Here is a 20,254-nt window from a genome sequence, read left to right on the forward strand (position 1 = left end):
ATTATTGGTCCTCCGCCGCAGCGGCGGCCGGGTTTTCAGCCGGCAGTTCGGTGTTGTTATCACCCAGCATAATGTGGTCAAGGATCTGGCGCATGATGGTCCCGACTGCTGGTCCGGCACCGCCGTTCTCCAGAATCATTGCCACCGCCACCTGCGGGTTATCATAAGGGGCAAATGCCGTCATCAGTTTATGGTCACGCAGTCTTTCGGCAATGCGGTGCGCGTTATAGGTTTCATTGGCTTTCAGACCAAACACCTGCGCAGTACCTGATTTCGCGGCCACTTTATACGGCGTACCAGCGAAATACTTATGCGCGGTACCGTTAGGACGGTTTGCTACGCCATACATACCGTCTTTAGCGATTTCCCAGAAGCCGGAGTGAATATCCCCCACAGGCGCTTCATGCGGCTGGTTCCAGGGCACTTTTTTACCGTCTTCAACCGTACTCAGTAGCAGGTGTGGAACTTTCACGACACCGTCATTGATGAGGATCATCATGGCTTTGTTCATCTGAAGCGGTGTTGCTGTCCAGTAACCCTGGCCGATACCCACCGGAATGGTATCGCCCTGATACCATGGTTTTTTAAAGCGTTTCAGCTTCCATTCACGCGTTGGCATATTACCGGAACGTTCTTCTGCAAGGTCAACGCCGGTGTAGTGCCCATAACCGAATTTGCTCATCCACTCTGAGAGGCGATCAATCCCCATGTCATACGCCACCTGATAGAAGAAGGTATCCGCAGACTCCTCCAGCGATTTGGTGACGTTCAGATGACCGTGGCCCCATTTTTTCCAGTCACGGTAGCGTTTTTCAGAACCAGGCAACTGCCACCAGCCCGGGTCAAACAGGCTGGTATTACGGTTGATAACACCGGCACTCAATGCAGAAACCGCCACGTACGGTTTAACCGTTGACGCTGGCGGGTAAACACCCTGTGTCGCGCGGTTCACCAGCGGCGTATTAGGGTCATTCAGCAGACCGGAATAGTCCTTACTGGAAATGCCGTCGACAAACAGGTTCGGGTCATAACTTGGCATTGAAACCATTGCCAGAATGCCACCGGTACGCGGATCGGTGACCACAACGGCTGCTCGGCTGCCTGCCAGCAGGGTTTCAATATACTGCTGAAGTTTAAGATCGAGCGTCAGATAGACATCATGTCCCGCCTGAGGCGGCACTTCTTTAAGCTGGCGAATAACGCGGCCACGGTTGTTAACCTCAACCTCTTCATAGCCAGTCTGTCCGTGCAGAACATCTTCGTAATAACGTTCAATCCCCAGCTTACCGATATCGTGCGTCGCGGCGTAGTTCGCCAGTTTGCCGTCTTTATCGAGACGATCGACGTCTTTATCGTTAATTTTGGAAACGTAGCCAATCACATGCGTCAGCGCAGAGCCATAAGGGTAGTAGCGACGTTTGTAACCTTTCACTTCCACGCCGGGGAAACGGTACTGGTTTACCGCAAAGCGGGCAACCTGGACTTCCGTCAGATTGGTTTTTACCGGGATGGAGGTGAAACGGTGAGAGCGGGCACGTTCTTTTTTGAAAGCGGCGATATCGTCATCGTTAAGATCGACAACGCTTCTCAGCGCTTCCAGCGTATCCTGAACATTATCGACCTTTTCCGGCATCATCTCTATTTGATAGATGGTGCGGTTTAACGCCAGCGGTGTGCCGTTACGGTCGTAAATGATGCCGCGGCTGGGCGCGATTGGCACCAGCTTAATACGGTTTTCGTTTGAACGCGTCTGGTAATCGGTAAAGCGGACAATTTGCAGATTATAAAGGTTGGCGATCAGCACGCCGGTAAGCAGCAAAATCCCCGTAAAGGCGACCAGCGCCCGGCGCACAAACAGCGCGGACTCAGCCGTATAGTCGCGAAAAGAATTCTGTAGTTTCATCCGCTGCTTAATCTACCCTGGTCAAGTCACTATTCGCGGTGATAGGGGTGGTTGGTCGTAATGCTCCACGCGCGATACAGGCTTTCTGCCACCAGTACCCGAACGAGCGGATGGGGAAGCGTCAGCGCGGAGAGAGACCAACTTTGTTCTGCTGCCGCTTTGCAGGCAGGGGATAACCCTTCTGGCCCGCCAATCAACAGACTGACGTCACGGCCATCCTGCTTCCAGCGCTCCAGTTCGTGCGCCAGCTGCGGCGTATCCCAGGGCTTTCCTGGAATATCGAGGGTGACGATGCGGTTTTTGCCTGCGGCAGCCAGCATCAGTTCGCCCTCTTTATCAAGAATACGTTTGATATCGGCGTTCTTGCCGCGCTTTCCGGCGGGGATCTCCACCAGTTCGAACGGCATGTCTTTTGGGAAACGACGCAGATACTCAGTAAAACCGGTTTGTACCCAGTCCGGCATTTTGGTGCCGACGGCGACCAGTTGCAACTTCACGCATTAACCCCAGAGTTTTTCCAGCTCATACAGGCGACGGCTCTCTTCCTGCATGACATGGACAATCACATCGCCGAGGTCGACAACCACCCAGTCAGCCGTCGCTTCACCTTCAACACCAAGCGGCAACAGCCCTGCTGCACGTGATTCCTGAACCACGTGATCGGCAATCGAAACAACATGACGCGTAGAAGTACCGGTGCAGATAATCATGCAGTCGGTAATACTGGATTTACCCTTAACGTCGATAGCGATGATGTCCTGACCTTTCAGGTCATCAATTTTGTCAATAACAAAATCCTGGAGTGCTTTACCCTGCAAGTTTTCCCCCTGGGGTGAACGAGATTGTATAACTATGAATTCGTGGCCAGACAGTATACCTGAACTAGCGCCTGTGTCGGGACAAATGTCTCCGGCCGGGCTTTTGAAGGCGGGTATCATCCCACCCTCCGCCTGAGATTGCATCGCCATTTTTGTAAAACAATTTCTGTAAAGCAATGATCGGCGGGAAAGTCTGGCAGCGGAGGATAACAGTATGGCTTACTCTGTCAAGGCAGGATAATCAATAAGCCACTTTTTATGGTCCCGGGTCAGGCATCTGCGCTTTTCTGATACAACCCATGTGCGTGAATATACGCCAGTACCGATGCGGGCAGCAGATCGTCACACGCTAAGCCCTGTTGCAGGCGCTCACGAATGAGGGTCGCAGAGATATCGAACCACGGTGTTTCTGCCAGATAAATTTTCCCGGCAGGCTGATTGTGGAGATCTTCAACATTATCGGTGAGATGGTCTTCCAGCCATTGCTGATATTGCTCTTCGCGCATCGTCAGCGGATAACCCGGACGGCGGCAGACAAGCAGGTGGCTGTTCTCCAGAATGGTTTCATACTGATGCCATGTGGGGAGATTTAGCAGTGAATCCTGGCCAATAATGAAGGCCAGCGGCTTGTCAGGGCCTTGTTCAGTCCGCCACTCCTGCAGCGTCTGTGACGTCCAGGAGGGAGTATCGCGACGTAGCTCCCGTTCATCAAGTTTGAAAAGCGGTTTATCCGCAATGGCCAGGGCCAGCATCTCTTTGCGTTGCTCGCTGGTCGCCTCAGGCTGGGGACGGTGTGGCGGAACATTATTGGGCATAATGGTGACGCGCTGAAGCCCGATCAGATTCGCCAGAATTTCGACTGGCTTCAGATGCCCGTAATGTACCGGGTCGAAGGTGCCACCATACAGGGCCTGTAAAGAATGTATGCTATCCATCAATAAATACGTCTGCGAGCGCCTTGTGGCAGAGCAGCAGAGAAAGGCTTTCCAGCTCTGCCCAGACCGACTGGCCGTAATCTTGTTTTAATGTGAGTTCAGCGCGCATCAGCAGCTGAACAGCCTGTCGCAGCTGTTCATGACTCAGGCGGTTTATGGCCTCTGTCGTCATAGCCCGGCGATTTTGCCATACGCGGTGTTTATCAAACAGCGAACGCAACGGCGTATGGGCAGACTGACGCTTTAGCGTAATCAGCAGCAGTAATTCGCGCTGCAGAGTACGTAGCAGAATAACGGGTTCGCTCCCTTCGAGGCGCAGTTGTTGCAGAATATGCAGGGCGCGTTTGCTTTTCGCCGCCAACAACGCATCCACCCAGTGGAATGGCGTGAAGTGCGCGGCATCGTTAACGGCCTGTTCGACACGCGGTAGGGTGAGTTTACCATCCGGCCAGAGCAGGGAGAGTCTGTCAAGCGCCTGAGCCAGGGCCAGCAGATTTCCTTCATAGCAGTAGCAAAGCAGTTGATTCGCGGCGTCATCCAGTTGAAGGTTGTTTTGCTTCGCTCTCGCCGCCACCCATTTGGGTAGATGCGTTTGCTCAGGCGTCTGACAGGTGACCAGCACTGCGTGAGCCGCGAGCTGGGTAAACCAGGCTGCATTTTCCTGTGCTTTAGTGAGCTTGTTGCCGCGCACGATGAAGAGCAGATCGCTGTGCAACAGGCTCACCAGCGTAGCGAGTTGTTCATTCATGGCCGCGTTAGGACCATTTTCCGGCAGCAGGATCTGGATAGTCTGGCGCGACGCGAAAAGACTCATCGCCTGGCAAAGCGAGAAGAGGGCGTTCCAGTCGGTGTTGTTATCCAGTTGAACGGTGTGATGTTCATCAAATCCCTGTGCCGCCGCCGCATGGCGCACGGCATCCAGGCTTTCCTGAAGTAATAGCGGATCGTTTCCAAGAAGCAAATACGCCGCGCGCACCCCTTCATTGAGCTGCGCGCGAAGTTGTTCAGGATACAGCCTGATCATCATTTACCCAGAGAGTTAGCAGCGGGAAGCGTGCCAGCAACCGGTTTTTCAACAATGTCAGAACCTTGCTTGGTTGACGCTGCAACACTTGGCAGTTTACGGATCAGCTGTTCCGCTGCCTTGTCGTACATTTCGTTGATAATAATCTGCTGTTCGGCATCTTTTGCCAGCGCCGTCTGCGGGTTATCGAAGAACGAACGGTACACTTTCGTGCTGATCGGATAAATATCTTTACCCGGGATCAGAACTGCCGCATCGACCGTTAACACCATCTGATACTCTGCGGTGCGGCCATCCTGGAAGATAGAGGCTGTATCTCTCGACAGACCGCCTCCTATCACACGCAGAGACGGTACATCCTGGCGAAGCGTTTGTTTCTCAACAATTTCAACACCGTTCAGACGCAGCTGGTTACGAATTGCCCGGCTGAGTGGGCCATTCGGATCCCCGGAATCAAAGATCATCGTTTTCATCTGAGCAGGCACCGCCGTGGTATTGCGCAGGTGCCAGCCACAGCCAGCGGTGACAAGCACCGCCAGAGATAAGAGTATTGTTGCCAGTTGTCGCACGTTTCCTCCCGCGCTTAGCCAACGACCAGATTCAGCAATTTACCCGGTACGTAGATCACTTTACGTACGGTAACGCCCTCAAGATATTTTGCGACCAGAGGTTCCTGGCCCGCGCGTTCGCGAACCTGTTCTTCGGTTGCATCGACCGCCACGGTAATTTTACCGCGTACTTTGCCGTTTACCTGAACGACAACCAGCGTAGTGTTTTCCACCATCGCAGCTTCGTCGGCCTGTGGCCATGGCGCATTGTCGATATCGCCTTCGCCTTTCAGCTCCTGCCACAGGGTGAAGCTAACGTGCGGAGTGAACGGGTTAAGCATGCGAACGACGGCCAGCAACGCTTCACGCATTAAGGCACGATCCTGCTCGCCGTCCTGCGGAGCTTTCGCCAGCTTATTCATCAGTTCCATAATAGCTGCAATTGCAGTGTTAAAGGTCTGACGACGACCAATATCATCGGTCACTTTCGCAATCGTTTTATGAACATCACGACGCAGCGCCTGCTGATCTTCTGTCAGTGCAGCGGCGTTCAGTGCAGGAGCATCACCCTGTGCAGTGTGTTCGTAAACCAGTTTCCAGACGCGTTTCAGGAAGCGGTTTGCACCTTCCACACCCGATTCCTGCCACTCCAGGGTCATGTCTGCCGGAGAAGCAAACATCATGAACAGACGCACGGTATCCGCGCCGTAACGTTCAACCATCACCTGTGGGTCGATGCCGTTGTTTTTGGATTTAGACATCTTGCTCATGCCGGTATAGACCAGTTCATGACCTTCGGCGTCTTTCGCCTTCACAATGCGGCCTTTCTCGTCACGCTCAACGATAGCATCAACCGGAGAAACCCAGTTACGCTCGCCGTTAGCACCCACGTAGTAGAAGGCATCAGCCAGTACCATACCCTGACACAGCAGCTGTTTTGCCGGTTCGTCAGAGTTAACCATGCCGGCATCGCGCATCAGTTTGTGGAAGAAGCGGAAGTAGAGCAGGTGCATGATGGCATGTTCGATACCACCGATGTAAATGTCTACCGGCAGCCAGTAGTTCGCTGCATCAGAGTCCAGCATACCCTCTTTATACTGCGGGCAGGTGTAACGCGCATAGTACCAGGAGGACTCCATAAAGGTGTCGAAGGTGTCGGTTTCACGCAGCGCAGGCTGGCCGTTGACGGTGGTTTTTGCCCACTCAGGATCGGCTTTGATCGGGCTGGTGATGCCGTCCATGACCACGTCTTCTGGCAGGATCACCGGCAGTTGATCTTCCGGCGTTGGCATCACGGTGCCGTCTTCCAGCGTCACCATTGGGATTGGTGCACCCCAGTAACGCTGACGGGAAACGCCCCAATCGCGCAGACGGAAGTTAACTTTACGCTCGCCCACGCCCAGAGAGGCCAGTTTGTCTGCAATGGCATTAAAACCGTCTTCGAAGCTCAGTCCGCTGAATTCACCGGAGTTAAACAGGGTGCCTTTTTCAGTCAGCGCTTGCGCGGACAGGTCTGGTTCAGAACCATCGGCGGCCAGGATAACGGCTTTAATCGGAAGGCTGTATTTGGTCGCAAACTCGTAGTCGCGCTGATCGTGGCCTGGAACAGCCATGACTGCACCTGTACCGTATTCCATCAGAACGAAGTTCGCGGCCCAGACAGGGATCGCTTCGCCTGTCAGTGGGTGCTTAGCATAGAAGCCTGTCGCTACACCTTTTTTCTCCATCGTCGCCATGTCGGCTTCGGCCACTTTGGTATTGCGGCATTCGTCGATGAAGGTCGCCAGCTCCGGATTGTTTTCGGCTGCTTTCTGCGCCAGCGGGTGACCCGCAGCCACGGCCAGGTAGGTCGCGCCCATGAAGGTGTCTGGACGGGTGGTGTAGACGGTCAGGGTCTGGTCGTAGTTCTCAACGTTGAAGGTGATCTCCACGCCTTCAGAACGGCCGATCCAGTTGCGCTGCATGGTTTTAACGGTATCTGGCCAGTGATCCAGCGTATCCAGATCGTTCAGCAGTTCGTCAGCATAGGCTGTGATTTTGATAAACCACTGTGGGATCTCTTTACGCTCAACTTTGGTATCACAACGCCAGCAGCAGCCATCAATAACCTGTTCGTTCGCGAGAACAGTCTGGTCATTTGGACACCAGTTAACAGCAGAGGTCTTCTTATACACCAGGCCTTTTTTGTACAGCTCGGTGAAGAATTTCTGTTCCCAGCGATAGTATTCCGGGGTGCAGGTTGCCAGCTCGCGGCTCCAGTCATAGCCAAAGCCCAGCATTTTAAGCTGGTTTTTCATGTACGCGATGTTGTCATACGTCCATGGGGCAGGTGCGGTGTTGTTTTTTACCGCAGCGCCTTCAGCAGGCAGACCGAACGCATCCCAGCCGATTGGCTGAAGAACGTTTTTGCCCAGCATACGCTGGTAGCGGGCGATCACATCACCAATGGTGTAGTTACGCACGTGGCCCATGTGTAGTCGACCAGAAGGATAGGGAAGCATCGACAGGCAGTAATACTTCTCTTTGCTCTCGTCTTCGGTTACTTCAAAGGTGCGCTTCTCGTCCCAGTGTTGCTGGACTTTTGATTCTATCTCTTCCGGGCGGTATTGCTCTTGCATGGCAGCCAGTGGTCCTGTTTTCAATACAGCTACAAATGTAGCCAATGGATGTGGTATTTCAGATCCGCATAGCATAGCCCAAACGTCCGCGTCAAAACAGCCTTTCGCACAAATGCACATTGCAGGAATTTACCGGGTCTGTGCTTCACCTGACAAAGCGGCGACGAAATAAGGTCTATTATTAGAAATAGTTACTTACCCGGGAGGCAAAATGATGAACAAGGTTGCTCAATTTTACCGCGAACTGGTGGCGACACTGACGGAACGGCTGCGTAACGGCGAGCGCGATATTGACGCGCTGGTGGAGCAGGCTCGTGCCCGCGTGACGCAAACGGGTGAGTTAACGCGCACCGAAGTTGAAGAGGTCACCCGCGCGGTACGCCGTGACCTGGAAGAATTCGCACGCAGCTACCAGGAGAGCCAGGATGAGGTCACTGACAGCGTATTTATGCGGGTGATTAAAGAGAGCCTGTGGCAGGAACTGGTGGATATCACCGATAAAACGCAGCTGGAGTGGCGCGAGGTGTTTCAGGATCTGAACCATCATGGTGTGTATCACAGCGGTGAAGTGGTTGGCCTGGGGAATCTGGTCTGCGAGAAATGCCATCACCATATTGCAGTGTATACGCCGGAAGTGCTGCCGTTATGTCCGAAATGTGGGCACGATCAGTTTCAGCGTCGACCGTTTGAGCCATAAATAAAAGTAAAACGGCAACTATGTTGCCGTTTTTAGTGTCTGCCCCCTCTCACCTTGGGAGAGGGGTAGGGTGAGGGCATCAGGCCGCAGCGTAGTACTTGAGCCTCTCCGCCAGCAAATCCACAAACGCCTGCCGATCGATATCCACCATCACCGTGGTATTCGGCGCATTTCCCGTCAGTGAGTAGTAATCCACTACTGTCATCCCCTGGGTATATTTCCCCTGCGTCTCCACGCCGACCCAGCGTTCCACTGTGGTAAACATCTCCGGCTTCAGTAGCCAGGCAATGGTGCATGGATCATGCAGGGGCGCGCCGTGGAAGCCCCACTTCTCGGCTTTGTGATATTCCATAAAGAAGTCGAGCAGTTCGGCCACAGTTGTCGCAACCGGGTTGCCCACCGAGCGGAAACGCTCAATATCGTCCGCCATAATCTGCGCTCGATGGGTAACGTCCAGTCCCGCCATCACAACCGGCAAGCCGGACTGGAAGACAATCTCAGCGGCTTCCGGGTCGACAAAGATGTTGAACTCCGCCGCAGGCGTCCAGTTACCCAGCCCCATTGCGCCACCCATTATCACGATACGGGAAATTTTACTGTGCAGCTCTGGATGACTGTTAAGCAGCAACGCAACGTTGGTTTGCGGACCGGTTGCCACCAGCGTTACCGGCTCGGCACTTTCATGCAGCACCTTCGCCATCAGTTCCACGGCAGTGCAGTGTTGCGGTGCGAAACCCGGCTCCGGCAGTGCCGGGCCGTCCAGCCCGCTCTCACCGTGAACGTTGTCGGCAATGATCAGCTCTCGCATCAGCGGCTTCACGGCACCGCCAGCGACAGGAATATCGGTGCGTTTAAGCAGTGTTAGCATGCGCAGCACGTTGCGCAGGGTTTTTTCAGGCGTCTGGTTTCCGGCGGACGAGGTAACGGCTTTGACGTCAAGTTCAGGGGAGGCAAGAGCGAGGACGAGCGCGATCGCGTCATCATGACCCGGATCGCAATCGAGAATAATAGGCTGTGCCATAGCGTTCTCCATACGTAGCGTTATTTTGTGACAAGGTTAACGCTGCAATGTGACGCCGACGAGAGGAAGTGAGTGAAAGCGTGAAGCAGTGCGCAATCTGCAGATTGCGCACTGAGAAGATTAATGCAGAATTTTGGCAAGGAAGTCTTTTGCACGTTCTGATTTCGGGTTAGCGAAAAACTCTTCTTTCGGTGAGTCTTCCACGATCTTCCCTTCGTCCATAAAGATCACGCGGTTTGCTACTTTGCGGGCGAAGCCCATTTCGTGGGTCACCACCATCATGGTCATCCCTTCGTGTGCCAGTTCGACCATGACGTCCAGCACTTCGTTGATCATCTCTGGATCGAGCGCCGACGTTGGCTCATCAAACAGCATTGCCACCGGATCCATGCACAGCGCGCGGGCGATCGCCACACGCTGCTGTTGGCCGCCAGATAGCTGTGCCGGAAACTTATCGGCATGCGCAGAGAGCCCAACGCGTTCCAGGAGTTTCAGCCCTTTCTCGCGCGACGCTTTTTTATCGCGCTTAAGCACTTTTACCTGCGCCAGCGTCAGGTTCTCAATAATGGAGAGGTGAGGGAACAGCTCAAAATGCTGGAACACCATGCCAACGTGAGAGCGAAGCTGGGCGAGATTGGTTTTTTTGTCATTGACTTTAGTGCCATTGACGACGATCTCACCCTGCTGCACCGGCTCCAGTCCGTTGACGGTTTTGATCAGCGTGGATTTACCGGAACCTGACGGTCCGCACACTACCACCACATCGCCTTTTTTCACTTCGGTGGAGCAGTCGGTCAGCACCTGAAAGTGCCCATACCATTTAGAAACATTTTTCAGGGAAATCATTATACCGTCCTTTTCTTCAGCCAACTGACCAACAGCGACGCGCTTAAACTAATCACAAAATAGACCGCACCCGCAAAGAGCACCATCTCGACCTGCGTACCATCACGCTCACCGATGGTGGAGGCGGTACGGAAGAAGTCTGCCAGGCTGAGTACATATACCAGAGAGGTATCCTGGAACAGCACGATACCCTGAGTCAGCAGGAGTGGAACCATGGCGCGAAACGCCTGCGGCAGAATGATGAGCTGCATGGACTGCCAGTGTGTCATCCCCAGCGCCAGGGCGGCACTGGATTGTCCACGAGAAATACTCTGGATACCCGCACGGATAATCTCTGAATAGTAAGCGGCCTCAAACATGGAGAACGCCACCATCGCCGAGATCAGGCGGATATCGGTTTTCGGTGACAGCCCCAGCACGTTCTGCAGGAAGCCGGGAACAATCAGGTAAAACCACAGCAGCACCATCACCAGCGGAATGGAACGGAAAACGTTAACGTAGGTCGTTGCGAACCAGGCGAGCGGCTTAAAGCTCGACAGGCGCATGACCGCCAGCAGGGTTCCCCAGACAATACCAATAATGATTGCAACGATGGTTATTTTAAGGGTAATTACCAGGCCATCCAGCAGGTATGGCATGGAGGGAACGATAGAACTCCAGTCAAAATCGTACATTATTTACCTCCCAGATTGCCCGGCAGGCGAATTTTGCGTTCAACCAGGTTCATCACCAGCATGATGAAAGCGTTAATCAGAACATAGGCGAGCGTGATTGCGGTGAAGGATTCCCACGCATGGGCGGAGTAATCCAGCAGCTTACCCGCCTGCGCAGCCATATCCACCAGGCCGATGGTCGAGGCGATGGCCGAGTTTTTCACCAGGTTCATCATCTCAGAGGTCATCGGTGGAACGATAACGCGGTAGGCGTTAGGCAGCAGCACGTAACGGTAGGTTTGTGGCAGCGTTAAACCCATCGCCAGACCTGCATTTTTTTGTCCACGTGGCAATGACTGAATGGCGGCACGCACCTGCTCGCACACGCGCGCAGCGGTAAACAGCCCCAGACAGAGCATCGAGGAGACAAAGAACTGAACGTTAGGATCCAGTTCCGACTTGAACCACATGCCAATATTTTCCGGCAGCAGTTCAGGAATCACCAGATACCAGGTAAAGAACTGCACAATCAGCGGAACGTTACGAAACAGTTCAACGTACAAGGTGCCGAGGGTTGAAAGAAAGCGGTTAGGGACGGTACGCAAAATACCGAACAGCGAGCCGACAAGAAATGCGATGATCCATGCCGTTATGGATAAAGCGACAGTGACCTGAAAGCCGCTCCATAACCAGCCAAGATAGGTGGTGTTGCCGAACGGGGCTTGTTGCAGAAAGATGCCCCAGTTCCAGTCTATTGACATAATAAACTCCAGAAAAAAAAGGGTAGCAGCGCTACCCTCGAAGATTGGTGAGAAGCTCATTTTTCGCGCTGAGTGGGGAACGACCACTCAACGTATAGTCTGTCCATGCTTCCCGACAATCGAGAGGGCAGGAGATCCCGCCCCTGTTGTTCTAATTAGTTAAGAGCCTTGTCGTTTGGTGATTTGAACAGTGCTTTCATGTCGTCTGACAGTTCAAAGTTCATGTTCAGGTTTTTTGGTGGAATTGGGTTCTTGAACCACTTGTCGAACCATTTTTCCGCTTCGCCGGAAGTTTGTGCCTGGGCGATGGTGTCATCGATCAGTTTTTTGAACTCAGCGTCGTCTTTACGCAGCATGCAGCCATAAGCTTCTTTTGACTGTGCAGTTCCGACGATTTCCCAGTTGTCCGGTTTCTTCGCTTTCGCGCGTTCGCCCGCCAGCAGGGCGTCATCCATCATAAACGCGACGGCACGGCCACTTTCCAGGGTACGGAAGGAGTCGCCATGGTCTTTCGCGCTGATGATGCGCATATCCATTTTCTTCTCATCATTCAGTTTGTGCAGCAGCACTTCTGAGGTGGTACCGGAGGTGACAACGACCGCTTTGCCTTTCAGGTCAGCAAAATCTTTAATCTCGCCGCCTTTTTTGGTCAGCAGGCGGGTACCTACCACGAAGATGGTGTCAGAGAAAGCAGCCTGTTTCTGACGCTCAAGGTTGTTGGTGGTGGAGCCACACTCAAAATCAAAGGTGCCGTTTTGCAGCAGTGGAATACGGTTTTGTGAAGTGATTGGGATCAGCTTCACCTGCAGGTCAGGTTTGTTCAGCTTTTTCTTCACGGCTTCAACGATGGCGTTGGAGTAATCCTGTGAATAACCCACGACTTTTTGCGTGTTGTCGTAGTAAGAGAACGGAACAGAAGATTCACGGTGGCCGACCACGATCACGCCGTTTTTGGCGATCTTGTCGAGAGTGCTCCCGGCAGCCGGAGCGTCTTCAGCGTGAACCACGCCTGCAGACATCCCCATCACCAGCATTGCTGTGGCCAGTTTACGTAATTGCATACCCAACTCCTTTTTTATCAGCGCCAGAGACGCATTGATACCCATTGTGATGTTGTTATATCTCGCGCTATGCGAGTGCAGTGTTATGCAAACTTGTTAACATTTAGTCTGGCTTAATGTAAAGATTTTGCTGCGTTATTGTTTATTTTTGCGAAGCGCGCCGCACCATTCAGAGGCAAAAATCTCTCGTTGCACCGTTTCGGTGCTACCGATGATCTACGCTGGTGCGACCAGGTTGCGCGTTAAGCCAAACTGCGTTTACCTGAATAAACAAAGCAATAGGCGTGCCAGAATTGGAGTCTGGAGGGGATGGTAGGATGGTAGCAACAGTATGGAAAAGTTGACCGGGTAAGCGTCAACGCCACCCGGCAACATAAGGTAAGGTTATTTACGACGCTGACGAAGACTCATCAACACCGCACCAAAACCAAACAGCGCGGTCAGGATCCACAGCGGCCAGTTGCCGGTGCGGGCGTACGGCGTCAGTCCCGTGGTTGGCGTGACGTTGGTGGTCAGCACCTCACGGGTAAACTGCGGGATCATGGCCTGAATTTCACCCTGTGGGCCAATTACGGCGGTGATGCCGTTGTTGGTGCTACGCAGCAGTGGACGCGCCAACTCCAGGGAACGCATTCGCGCCATCTGGAAGTGTTGCCATGGGCCAATCGACTTACCAAACCACGCGTCATTGGAGATGGTCAGAAGGAAGTCCGTATCCGGGCGGAAGTTATCGCGTACCTGCTCGCCGAGGATAATTTCGTAGCAAATGGCGGCGGTCAGGGCAAAACCGTGCGCATGCAGCTGTGGCTGAACGTATGGACCACGGCTGAAAGAGGACATCGGCAGGTCAAAGAACGGTGCCAGCGGGCGCAGAATGGACTCCAGCGGGACAAATTCACCAAACGGAACCAGGTGGTTTTTGTTATAGCGGTTAGTGGAGTTGTAGCTGTATTCGCTGTCCTTGCCGAGCGTGATGATCGTGTTGTACGTGTCATAACGGTTCTGCGGATTCAGACGCGCATCGACAATCCCGGTAATCAGCGTACTGCCACGCGCACGCAGCAAATTATCCATCATGCTCAGGAACGGCTGCTGGTTGATCTCCAGGTCAGGAATGGCGGATTCCGGCCAGATAATCAGCTGGGATTTTCCCATCACCTGCTCGGTCGCACCGGCATAGATTTTCAGCGTGTTGATAAGCTGCTTTTCGTCCCACTTCATTGCCTGCGGGATATCACCCTGCACCATGGAAACCTGCGTAGCGCGTTCTGGCTCCAGCGTAAACCACTGGATGTAACTCAGCGGGAAAGGCAGGGCGAACAGTACCAGCGCTGTGACCAGCGGTTTCCAGTTGCGCGTGATAAGCGCAAGCACCAGCAGGCCACTGACAATCATCAACAGGAAGTTAATCGCCTCCACGCCCATCACCGGGGCCAGCCCTTTTAACGGGCCATCAATCTGACTGTATCCGAACTGCAACCACGGGAAACCGGTCAGCACCCAGCCGCGCAGGAATTCCGTAATTTGCCAGACCACCGGAGCCGCAATGGCAACCCGCACCCAGCTGGTTTTCGGCCACAGGCGGGAAAGAATACCGGCAAATAGGCCAGTATAGAGTGAAAGATACGCGGCAAGCAGCACAACCAGGAAGACGTTAACCGGGCCCGGCATCCCGCCAAACTGCGCGATGCTGACATAGACCCAGTTAATGCCAGAGCCAAACAGCCCCAGCCCCCAGAAGTAGCCAATCGCAGCGGCCTGCACCGGACGACGATTCAGGGTCAGCCCCTGTAGCCCCATCAGGGAGAGTATGGCGGCGGGCCAGATATCGTAAGGAGAAAAAGCCAGCGTACCGCTGGCTCCGAGTAACAGCGCCAGCAGCAAACGGACGCGCTGGCGTTCAAGCAGTGGGGCAAATGCCATTTAGATTAATCTTCCAGTTTTGGCACCGGTGAGTCATCCGGCGTTCTGACATGAACCTGTATAATACGTCGGCTGTCGGCCATCGCCACCTTGAACTGGTAACCGTCGATGTCAACGGTCTCACCGCGCGCCGGGAGGTGGCCAAAGGCCTGCATCACCAGACCGCCAATGGTATCGACCTCTTCATCGCTGAAGTGGGTACCGAAGGCGTCGTTAAAGTCTTCAATCGAGGCCAGCGCACGCACAGTCCAGGTGTGGCGGCTCAGTTGACGGAAGTCGATATCTTCTTCTTCGTCATACTCATCTTCGATTTCTCCCACGATCAGCTCAAGAATATCTTCGATCGTGACAAGACCCGACACACCGCCAAATTCATCAATAACAATTGCCATGTGGTAACGTTGAGAGCGAAACTCTTTCAGCATCCGATCCACACGTTTACTTTCCGGCACAACCACGGCCTGGCGTAACACTTTTTCCATGCTGAAAGCGTCAGAATCGCTGCGCATAAACGGCAGCAGATCTTTCGCCATCAAAATCCCTTCAATGTGATCTTTGTCTTCGCTGATGACCGGGAAACGTGAGTGAGCGGATTCGATAATCACATCGAGGCACTCGTCCAGTGTCTGGTTACGTTTCAGGGTGATCATTTGCGAACGGGGGATCATGATATCGCGGACGCGCTGGTCTGCGATGTCCATGACCCCTTCGAGCATTTCGCGCGTATCTTCATCGATAAGGTCGTTTTGCCCGGAATCACGAATCAGCTCCAGCAGTTCATCACGGTTTTTCGGTTCGCCGTGGAAAAGCTGGTTCAGAATGAGGGAGAAAAATCCCTTTTTACCGTTTGTCGTGTCGCTACTGTGTGAATTGTCGTCGCTCATGGCGTTTGTTAAGGGTTCTCTTGTTAGTTCAACGTTTACCGCCACGCGATTTCCTTTCGTGGCGGCATGTTAGTCAGTGGGGAGACTGACTATTCTTTCTCGGCAATGTACGGATCCTCATAGCCCAGAGCAAGCATTATCTCTGTCTCGAGGGACTCCATCTCTTCTGCTTCGTCATCTTCTATATGATCGTAGCCGAGCAGATGCAGGCTGCCATGTACCACCATATGCGCCCAGTGGGCTTCAAGGGGTTTTTGCTGCTCTTTGGCTTCCTGCTCAACCACCTGGCGACAGATGATCAGATCGCCCAGCAGCGGCATCTCGATGCCCGGTGGGGCTTCGAACGGGAAAGAGAGCACGTTGGTCGGCTTATCTTTCCCGCGATAGGTCAGGTTAAGCTCATGGCTTTCGGCTTCATCCACCAGGCGAATCGTGACTTCTGATTCTTCCTGAAACTGGGGGATAACGGCATCCAGCCATTTCTGAAACTGCGCCTCTTCTGGCATACCGGAATTATCTTCACAGGCCAGCTGTAAATCGAGGATCACCTGACTCATTTCTGTTCTTGCTCCTGCGCTTCGCGCTTACGTTCTGCTGCCAGTTCGGCCTTACGCTTCTGATCGGCTTCTTCCCAGGCCTCGTAGGCGTTAACAATACGCGCGACGACCGGGTGGCGTACCACGTCTTCACTGTGGAAGAAGTTAAAACTGATTTCTTCGACCTCGGCCAGCACCTCAATGGCGTGACGCAGGCCAGATTTGGTGCTGCGCGGCAGGTCGATCTGGGTGACGTCACCGGTAATGACCGCTTTCGAGTTAAAGCCGATACGCGTCAGGAACATCTTCATCTGTTCGATGGTGGTGTTCTGACTTTCATCGAGAATGATAAACGCATCGTTCAGCGTACGGCCTCGCATATAAGCGAGCGGAGCAACTTCGATAACGTTACGCTCAATAAGTTTCTCAACTTTTTCAAAACCGAGCATTTCAAACAGCGCGTCGTATAAGGGACGCAGGTATGGGTCGACTTTCTGGCTCAGGTCGCCTGGCAGGAAGCCCAGTTTCTCGCCCGCTTCAACCGCAGGGCGAGTCAGCAGAATACGGCGGATCTCCTGACGCTCCAGCGCATCCACTGCTGCTGCTACCGCCAGATAGGTTTTACCGGTACCGGCCGGTCCAACGCCGAAGGTGATGTCATGGTCGAGGATATTCGCGATGTACTGTGCCTGGTTTGGCGTACGCGGTTTAATCACGCCACGTTTGGTTTTGATGTTAATTGCCTTGCCGTAGTCAGGCACACTTTCCGCGCTCTGCTCGAGCACTCGCGCTTCTTTAATGGCGAGGTGGATCTGTTCTGGCTCGATATCCTGAATTTCGCCACGCATTGGGGAGGTATCCACATACAGGCTACGCAGAATATCTGCAGCGGCGTTGACGCAGATAGGGCGTCCGGTCAGTTTGAAATGATTATCGCGACGATTGATTTCGATACCCAGACGTCGCTCCAGTTGCTTGATGTTGTCATCAAACGGCCCGCACAGGCTCAGCAGGCGAGCGTTGTCTGCTGGCTCAAGGCTAATTTCACGCGTGTCTATATTCAAACCGTTCCTCTTTGAGTGTTTAGTAGGGCTGGCATCATAAAACTGTCATTACCGAAATTATTCACGCCACAGAATAAAGGCGCAAGCATTGCGATGGATATTGGGGGCGAAGAGGGGAATTACAAGGCCTGCCAGAAAGGCAGGCCTGGACGCATTACGGCTGATAGATACCCACGCCAGAATCGTTTTCTTTTCGGGTTCGGGAAATGACGGATTCCGGAGATTCTGCAATGCGCAGACCCATTTCATCCTCGGTACGTACCACCTTCGCTCGCAGCGAGTTGGTCAACACTTCCACAATCTCGACGTCCACGAACTTACCGATCATATCCGGGGTGCCTTCGAAGTTCACCACGCGGTTATTTTCGGTACGACCGGAGAGTTCCATAATGCTCTTGCGCGAGGTGCCTTCAACCAGAATACGCTGGACAGTACCAAGCATACGACGGCTCCAGGCATTGGCCTGCTGGTTGATACGCTCCTGCAGAATATACAGACGCTGCTTTTTCTCTTCTTCCGGCACATCGTCAACCATATCTGCCGCAGGGGTTCCAGGACGTGCAGAGAAGATGAAGCTGTAGCTAACGTCAAAATTCACGTCGCCGATGAGCTTCATGGTGCGCTCAAAGTCGTCGGCAGTTTCGCCTGGGAAGCCGACGATAAAGTCCGAGCTAATCTGGATATCAGGACGGGCTTCACGCAGTTTACGGATGGTGGATTTGTACTCCAGAACCGTATGCGGGCGCCCCATCAGGGTCAGCACACGGTCAGAACCACACTGAATCGGCAGGTGCAGGAAGCTCACCAGTTCCGGCGTGTCGCGATAAACATCGATGATGTCATCGGTAAATTCCATCGGATGGCTGGTGGTGAAGCGAATGCGGTCGATACCGTCAATTGCGGCCACCAGACGCAGCAGTTCAGCAAAGCTGCCGGTCGTGCCGTCGTAGTTCTCACCGCGCCAGGCGTTAACGTTCTGGCCCAGCAGGTTCACTTCGCGTACGCCCTGCGCGGCAAGTTGCGCGATTTCAAACAGAATGTCATCCGCCGGACGGCTGACCTCTTCACCGCGCGTGTAAGGCACCACGCAGTAAGTGCAGTATTTGTTGCAGCCTTCCATGATAGAGACAAAAGCGGTCGGGCCATCCGCGCGCGGCTCTGGCAGACGGTCAAATTTTTCAATCTCCGGGAAGCTGACGTCAACAACCGGGCTACGATTGCCGCGAACCTGATTGATCATCTCAGGCAGGCGGTGCAGGGTCTGAGGGCCAAAGACAATATCCACATACGGGGCTCTCTGGCGGATCAGTTTCCCTTCCTGCGACGCAACACAACCGCCAACACCAATGATCAGGTCCGGATTTTTTCGTTTGAGAAGTTTCCAGCGACCTAACACATGAAAGACTTTTTCCTGCGCTTTTTCACGAATAGAACAGGTATTTAGCAGCAGCACATCGGCTTCTTTCGCATTTTCAGTCAGCTGGTATCCGTGGGTTGTATCCAGCAGATCGGCCATCTTGGATGAATCGTATTCGTTCATCTGACAGCCCCAGGTTTTTATATGGAGTTTTTTAGTCATCGACTTGCTCAGCTCAGGATTGCAAGCCGCGTATTGTAATGCTTTGGTGCGGTTGTGACCAGTATGAAGGTTGTCAACCTCCTGACCCCAAAAATCCGGTAAACTTAAGGGATTCTGCAATAAGGAAAATTGACCATGACACTCCAACAAACCGAAATCGCCGTTGTCGGCGGCGGTATGGTCGGCGGCGCACTGGCGCTGGGGCTGGCGCAGCAGGGATTTGAGGTGACGGTTATCGAGCAGGCTGCTCCTGCTACGTTTGACCCGACGGCAAAGCCGGATGTGCGTATTTCCGCGATCAGTGCCGCCTCAGTTGATCTACTGCGCGGGCTGGGCGTTTGGGACGCGGTGCTGACGATGCGTGCTCACCCTTACAGCCGCCTCGAAACGTGGGAGTGGGAAAATGCCCACGTCGCGTTTGATGCCGCTGAACTCAAGCTGCCCCGTCTGGGCTATATGGTGGAAAACAACGTCCTCCAGCGGGCGCTCTGGCAGGCGCTGGAGGCACACCCGAAGGTGACGCTGCGTGTCCCATCGTCACTCAAAGCCTTGCATCGTCATGACAACGGATATCGCCTGACGCTGGACAATGATGATGAATTAGCCGTGAAGCTGGTGGTGGGCGCTGATGGCGCCAACTCTCAGGTCAGAGAGATGGCGGGGATTGGGGTTCATGCCTGGCAGTATCAACAGTCTTGTATGTTGATTACTGTCCAGTGTGAGAATGCGCCAGGAGAGAGCACCTGGCAGCACTTTACGCCGAATGGTCCGCACGCGTTTTTACCGTTGTTCGATAACTGGGCATCGCTGGTGTGGTACGACAAACCGGCGCGTATTCGTCAGTTACAGGGGCTTTCGATGGCGCAACTGCAAGACGAAATTATGCGCCACTTCCCGAGCCGGCTGGGATATGTGACGCCGGTTGCGGCAGGAGCATTCCCGCTGACTCGTCGACACGCGTTGCAATATGCCCGCGAAGGGCTGGCTCTGGTAGGAGATGCGGCACACACCATTCACCCGCTGGCAGGGCAGGGGGTAAACCTGGGGTATCGTGATGTTGATGCATTACTGGATGTGCTGGGTAGTGCACGCGGGCATGCGGAGGACTGGTCAAGCCATCAGGTACTGAAGCGTTACCAGACGCGGCGTATGGCGGATAACTTCATCATGCAGTCAGGGATGGATCTGTTCTATGCCGGGTTCAACAATGACGTCGGGCCGGTGCGTATTCTGCGTAATATTGGATTGATGGCGGCTGAGCGTGCCGGTGGTCTGAAGCGTCAGGCGTTGAAATACGCCCTGGGCCTTTAATCTTCTTTCCCTCTCCCTGTGGGAGAGGGGTAGGGTGAGGGAGCCTGGCCGCACTGACAACAAAAACAAAAA

The 20,254-nt window shown here is 53.8% G+C and carries 19 protein-coding genes; 2 read left to right on the plus strand and 17 right to left on the minus strand.

The window, feature by feature from the left end:
* Position 1: 1 nt before the first annotated feature.
* The 7 genes from mrdA to leuS form a co-directional block, all read right to left on the minus strand.
* Positions 2-1,903 (minus strand): peptidoglycan DD-transpeptidase MrdA, encoded by a 1,902-nt coding sequence (gene mrdA, locus AAHF05_RS05860; protein WP_049007948.1) that lies wholly within the window; start codon positions 1,901-1,903, stop codon positions 2-4.
* 29 nt (positions 1,904-1,932) lie between these two features.
* Entirely contained in the window at positions 1,933-2,400 is a 468-nt protein-coding gene (rlmH, locus tag AAHF05_RS05865) for a 23S rRNA (pseudouridine(1915)-N(3))-methyltransferase RlmH (RefSeq protein ID WP_003858701.1), read from the minus strand.
* A gap of 3 nt (positions 2,401-2,403) precedes the next feature.
* On the minus strand, positions 2,404-2,721 hold the full coding sequence (gene rsfS / locus AAHF05_RS05870; RefSeq protein ID WP_003858696.1) for a ribosome silencing factor: 318 nt from the start codon (positions 2,719-2,721) through the stop codon (positions 2,404-2,406).
* Between the two features lie 269 nt (positions 2,722-2,990).
* The gene (gene nadD, locus AAHF05_RS05875) at positions 2,991-3,656 is read right to left on the minus strand and encodes a nicotinate-nucleotide adenylyltransferase (protein WP_164989092.1); all 666 of its coding nucleotides are present in this window, start codon (positions 3,654-3,656) and stop codon (positions 2,991-2,993) included.
* A complete protein-coding gene (holA, locus tag AAHF05_RS05880; protein ID WP_129323628.1) occupies positions 3,649-4,680 on the minus strand; it encodes a DNA polymerase III subunit delta in 1,032 nt (343 codons plus the stop codon). Before holA ends, nadD begins: the two co-directional genes overlap by 8 nt.
* Positions 4,680-5,249: an LPS assembly lipoprotein LptE gene (gene lptE / locus AAHF05_RS05885; RefSeq protein WP_028019471.1), complete on the minus strand. Its 570-nt coding sequence runs from the start codon at positions 5,247-5,249 to the stop codon at positions 4,680-4,682. The genes holA and lptE overlap by 1 nt, the downstream gene beginning before the upstream one ends.
* A 14-nt stretch (positions 5,250-5,263) precedes the next feature.
* Positions 5,264-7,846 carry a leucine--tRNA ligase gene (gene leuS, locus AAHF05_RS05890; protein ID WP_032667025.1) on the minus strand — a complete coding sequence of 861 codons (2,583 nt, stop codon included), beginning with the start codon at positions 7,844-7,846 and terminating at the stop codon, positions 5,264-5,266.
* A gap of 214 nt (positions 7,847-8,060) precedes the next feature.
* Here leuS and AAHF05_RS05895 point away from each other — a divergent pair, with 214 nt between their 5' ends.
* On the plus strand, positions 8,061-8,543 hold the full coding sequence (locus tag AAHF05_RS05895) for a zinc ribbon-containing protein (RefSeq protein WP_028019469.1): 483 nt from the start codon (positions 8,061-8,063) through the stop codon (positions 8,541-8,543).
* A 79-nt stretch (positions 8,544-8,622) separates the two neighbouring features.
* Here AAHF05_RS05895 and rihA read toward each other — a convergent pair whose 3' ends face one another.
* From rihA to miaB, 10 genes are all read right to left on the minus strand, one after another.
* Positions 8,623-9,564 (minus strand): pyrimidine-specific ribonucleoside hydrolase RihA, encoded by a 942-nt coding sequence (gene rihA / locus AAHF05_RS05900; RefSeq protein WP_028019468.1) that lies wholly within the window; start codon positions 9,562-9,564, stop codon positions 8,623-8,625.
* Between the two features lie 120 nt (positions 9,565-9,684).
* Positions 9,685-10,410: an amino acid ABC transporter ATP-binding protein gene (locus AAHF05_RS05905; RefSeq protein WP_014883001.1), complete on the minus strand. Its 726-nt coding sequence runs from the start codon at positions 10,408-10,410 to the stop codon at positions 9,685-9,687.
* Positions 10,410-11,084: a glutamate/aspartate ABC transporter permease GltK gene (gene gltK, locus AAHF05_RS05910; protein ID WP_049007958.1), complete on the minus strand. Its 675-nt coding sequence runs from the start codon at positions 11,082-11,084 to the stop codon at positions 10,410-10,412. The genes AAHF05_RS05905 and gltK overlap by 1 nt, the downstream gene beginning before the upstream one ends.
* Positions 11,084-11,824: a glutamate/aspartate ABC transporter permease GltJ gene (gltJ, locus tag AAHF05_RS05915; protein ID WP_028019467.1), complete on the minus strand. Its 741-nt coding sequence runs from the start codon at positions 11,822-11,824 to the stop codon at positions 11,084-11,086. The genes gltK and gltJ overlap by 1 nt, the downstream gene beginning before the upstream one ends.
* Positions 11,825-11,979: 155 nt before the next feature.
* Entirely contained in the window at positions 11,980-12,885 is a 906-nt protein-coding gene (locus tag AAHF05_RS05920; RefSeq protein ID WP_014069338.1) for an amino acid ABC transporter substrate-binding protein, read from the minus strand.
* 384 nt (positions 12,886-13,269) lie between these two features.
* Positions 13,270-14,808: an apolipoprotein N-acyltransferase gene (gene lnt, locus AAHF05_RS05925; protein WP_129323568.1), complete on the minus strand. Its 1,539-nt coding sequence runs from the start codon at positions 14,806-14,808 to the stop codon at positions 13,270-13,272.
* 5 nt (positions 14,809-14,813) lie between these two features.
* Positions 14,814-15,692 carry a CNNM family magnesium/cobalt transport protein CorC gene (corC, locus tag AAHF05_RS05930; RefSeq protein ID WP_028019465.1) on the minus strand — a complete coding sequence of 293 codons (879 nt, stop codon included), beginning with the start codon at positions 15,690-15,692 and terminating at the stop codon, positions 14,814-14,816.
* An 89-nt stretch (positions 15,693-15,781) separates the two neighbouring features.
* On the minus strand, positions 15,782-16,249 hold the full coding sequence (gene ybeY / locus AAHF05_RS05935; RefSeq protein ID WP_003858677.1) for an rRNA maturation RNase YbeY: 468 nt from the start codon (positions 16,247-16,249) through the stop codon (positions 15,782-15,784).
* Positions 16,246-17,292 (minus strand): PhoH family protein, encoded by a 1,047-nt coding sequence (locus AAHF05_RS05940; RefSeq protein ID WP_028019464.1) that lies wholly within the window; start codon positions 17,290-17,292, stop codon positions 16,246-16,248. Before AAHF05_RS05940 ends, ybeY begins: the two co-directional genes overlap by 4 nt.
* A 154-nt stretch (positions 17,293-17,446) precedes the next feature.
* On the minus strand, positions 17,447-18,871 hold the full coding sequence (gene miaB / locus AAHF05_RS05945) for a tRNA (N6-isopentenyl adenosine(37)-C2)-methylthiotransferase MiaB (RefSeq protein ID WP_129323567.1): 1,425 nt from the start codon (positions 18,869-18,871) through the stop codon (positions 17,447-17,449).
* Between the two features lie 135 nt (positions 18,872-19,006).
* Between miaB and ubiF the strand changes: the two genes are divergently transcribed.
* The gene (gene ubiF, locus AAHF05_RS05950; RefSeq protein WP_129323566.1) at positions 19,007-20,182 is read left to right on the plus strand and encodes a 3-demethoxyubiquinol 3-hydroxylase; all 1,176 of its coding nucleotides are present in this window, start codon (positions 19,007-19,009) and stop codon (positions 20,180-20,182) included.
* Positions 20,183-20,254 lie beyond the last annotated feature (72 nt).

The sequence above is a fragment of the Enterobacter adelaidei genome (assembly GCF_041937165.1).
Lineage (GTDB): Bacteria > Pseudomonadota > Gammaproteobacteria > Enterobacterales > Enterobacteriaceae > Enterobacter > Enterobacter adelaidei.

What these genes read in the sequence shown, in the direction of transcription:
- mrdA (WP_049007948.1), bottom strand. Translation starts at nt 1,903, where the DNA reads ATGAAACTACAGAATTCTTTTCGCGACTATACGGCTGAGTCCGCGCTG.
- nadD (WP_164989092.1), bottom strand. Translation starts at nt 3,656, where the DNA reads ATGGATAGCATACATTCTTTACAGGCCCTGTATGGTGGCACCTTCGAC.
- holA (WP_129323628.1), bottom strand. Translation starts at nt 4,680, where the DNA reads ATGATCAGGCTGTATCCTGAACAACTTCGCGCGCAGCTCAATGAAGGG.
- leuS (WP_032667025.1), bottom strand. Translation starts at nt 7,846, where the DNA reads ATGCAAGAGCAATACCGCCCGGAAGAGATAGAATCAAAAGTCCAGCAA.
- AAHF05_RS05895 (WP_028019469.1), top strand. Translation starts at nt 8,061, where the DNA reads ATGAACAAGGTTGCTCAATTTTACCGCGAACTGGTGGCGACACTGACG.
- rihA (WP_028019468.1), bottom strand. Translation starts at nt 9,564, where the DNA reads ATGGCACAGCCTATTATTCTCGATTGCGATCCGGGTCATGATGACGCG.
- AAHF05_RS05905 (WP_014883001.1), bottom strand. Translation starts at nt 10,410, where the DNA reads ATGATTTCCCTGAAAAATGTTTCTAAATGGTATGGGCACTTTCAGGTG.
- gltK (WP_049007958.1), bottom strand. Translation starts at nt 11,084, where the DNA reads ATGTACGATTTTGACTGGAGTTCTATCGTTCCCTCCATGCCATACCTG.
- gltJ (WP_028019467.1), bottom strand. Translation starts at nt 11,824, where the DNA reads ATGTCAATAGACTGGAACTGGGGCATCTTTCTGCAACAAGCCCCGTTC.
- AAHF05_RS05920 (WP_014069338.1), bottom strand. Translation starts at nt 12,885, where the DNA reads ATGCAATTACGTAAACTGGCCACAGCAATGCTGGTGATGGGGATGTCT.
- lnt (WP_129323568.1), bottom strand. Translation starts at nt 14,808, where the DNA reads ATGGCATTTGCCCCACTGCTTGAACGCCAGCGCGTCCGTTTGCTGCTG.
- corC (WP_028019465.1), bottom strand. Translation starts at nt 15,692, where the DNA reads ATGAGCGACGACAATTCACACAGTAGCGACACGACAAACGGTAAAAAG.
- ybeY (WP_003858677.1), bottom strand. Translation starts at nt 16,249, where the DNA reads ATGAGTCAGGTGATCCTCGATTTACAGCTGGCCTGTGAAGATAATTCC.
- miaB (WP_129323567.1), bottom strand. Translation starts at nt 18,871, where the DNA reads ATGACTAAAAAACTCCATATAAAAACCTGGGGCTGTCAGATGAACGAA.
- ubiF (WP_129323566.1), top strand. Translation starts at nt 19,007, where the DNA reads ATGACACTCCAACAAACCGAAATCGCCGTTGTCGGCGGCGGTATGGTC.